We start from the raw sequence: 1983 nt of genomic DNA, 5'->3' as shown, positions 1-1983 counted from the left end.
GACTCACAGTAGAAGCTGAAGGCTACTTATTTTATTCTACCAATTTTGATGCTGAGAAGCTAGAGAACAGAAAAGAGATTAGGCGGGCGATTCGCTTAGATAAAGCCGTAGTAGGTTCGGTAACTATTCTGAAGAATATTTTCTTTGATACTGGCAAAGCTAGCATTAAAGAAGCTTCTATCTCTGAGCTCGACCGTATTCACGAACTCTTAAAGGCAAATCCTAATCTTAAAATTCAGATTAATGGCCACACGGATGATGTCGGCGAGCTAGATTATAATCAGAAGCTCTCCGAGCAGCGCGCTCAGGCAGTCGCTAACTACTTGCTTCAATACGGAACATCCGAATCTCAGGTTGAGGCAAAAGGATTTGGTGAGACCCAGCCGCTGGTTTCTAACGATGATGAGTTCGGAGGAAGAGAAATTAATCGTCGCACCGAAATTGAGGTTCTTTCAGTGCAGAAAAAGATTGAAGAAAAGAAAAAGAGCTTATAACCCACACTCACGTTTTAACGAGTAATGATTGATAATTAATGAAGAATTATCACTCATTAATCATCAATCATCAATCATCATCCTAGTATCGGTAATAGTCAGGCTTGTATGGCCCATTCACTGTTACGCCTATGTATTCGGCTTGATCTTCCGATAGGGTATCCAGTTCTACTCCGATCTTTTCTAAGTGCAGCTCGGCTACTTTCTCATCCAGATGCTTAGGGAGCATATATACCGCATTTTCGTACTTATCGGTGTGCTTCCATAGTTCGATCTGGGCTAGAACTTGGTTTGTAAAAGAGTTAGACATTACAAAGGAAGGGTGCCCAGTAGCGACTCCTAAATTTACTAATCGGCCCTCCGCCAGTAGAATAACTTCATTTCCATTAGCCATTTTATACAAGTCCACTTGCGGCTTAATCTCATCGCGCTCGGCGTTCTCTTTTAGCCATGCTACGTCAATCTCGTTATCAAAGTGACCAATGTTACACACAATGGCTTTATCCTTCATTTGCTTAAAGTGGCGTTCCTTGATAATATCTTTGTTCCCGGTAGCCGTTACAATAATATCAGCGCGAGGAATAGCATTGTCCATTTTCTTCACTTCAAACCCGTCCATCGCGGCCTGAAGGGCGCAAATCGGATCAATTTCAGTGACAATTACGCGTACTCCCGCCCCACGTAACGATTGGGCTGAACCTTTTCCTACGTCGCCGTAACCAGCCACTACTGCTACCTTTCCAGCTAGCATTAGATCGGTAGCCCGTCGGATGGCATCTACCAATGATTCTTTACAACCGTACTTGTTATCGAATTTAGATTTGGTAACCGAATCGTTGATATTAATGGCTGGCAAGGGTAACGTCCCCTTCTTCATGCGCTCGTACAAGCGGTGTACTCCGGTAGTGGTTTCTTCTGAGATTCCTCGAATACCTTCTACCATTTCCGGATATTGATCCAGCACCATGTTAGTCAGATCGCCTCCATCGTCCAGAATCATATTTAGGGGCTGGCGGTCCTCACCAAAGAATAGGGTTTGTTCAATACACCAATTAAATTCTTCCTCGGTCATTCCTTTCCAGGCAAACACTGGTACACCAGCCTCAGCAATAGCCGCCGCAGCGTGATCTTGCGTAGAAAAAATATTACAAGACGACCAAGTTACTTCCGCTCCTAGCTCTACCAGAGTTTCAATCAGTACTGCCGTTTGAATAGTCATGTGTAAACAGCCTGCAATCCGCGCTCCCTTAAGCGGTTGCTGTGGGCCATATTCTTCTCGAAGGGACATTAAGCCTGGCATCTCGGCCTCAGCTAAGCGGATTTCTTTCCTTCCCCAAGCGGCTAGGGCTATGTCTTTTACTTTGTAACGGATTTGTTCTTCAACCATGCTTCTCGTATGTTTTTAAATTTGCGGGCAAAATTAGCATAATAACTTGTAAAGACGAAGGCATATTCCTTATTCTCGATGAGAAATCGCTGGGCAATATGC

Annotated in this window: 2 protein-coding genes; one reads left to right on the top strand and one right to left on the bottom strand. The window is 44.0% G+C overall.

Annotated elements, in window-relative coordinates; all coding sequences use genetic code 11:
• On the top strand, positions 1-494 hold a 494-nt coding region (locus WBA23_RS23860), incomplete at its 5' end, for an OmpA family protein (RefSeq protein ID WP_424584785.1).
• A gap of 82 nt (positions 495-576) precedes the next feature.
• On the opposite strand, the gene ahcY is transcribed toward WBA23_RS23860, so the two are convergent.
• A complete protein-coding gene (gene ahcY / locus WBA23_RS23855) occupies positions 577-1881 on the bottom strand; it encodes an adenosylhomocysteinase (protein ID WP_424584784.1) in 1305 nt (434 codons plus the stop codon).
• Positions 1882-1983: the final 102 nt, after the last annotated feature.

The organism is Tunicatimonas sp., from assembly GCF_049647865.1.
Classification (GTDB): Bacteria; Bacteroidota; Bacteroidia; order Cytophagales; family Cyclobacteriaceae; genus Tunicatimonas.
The sequence above is the reverse complement of the archived record's forward strand: the minus strand, read 5'-3'. Positions and strand labels throughout refer to the sequence as shown.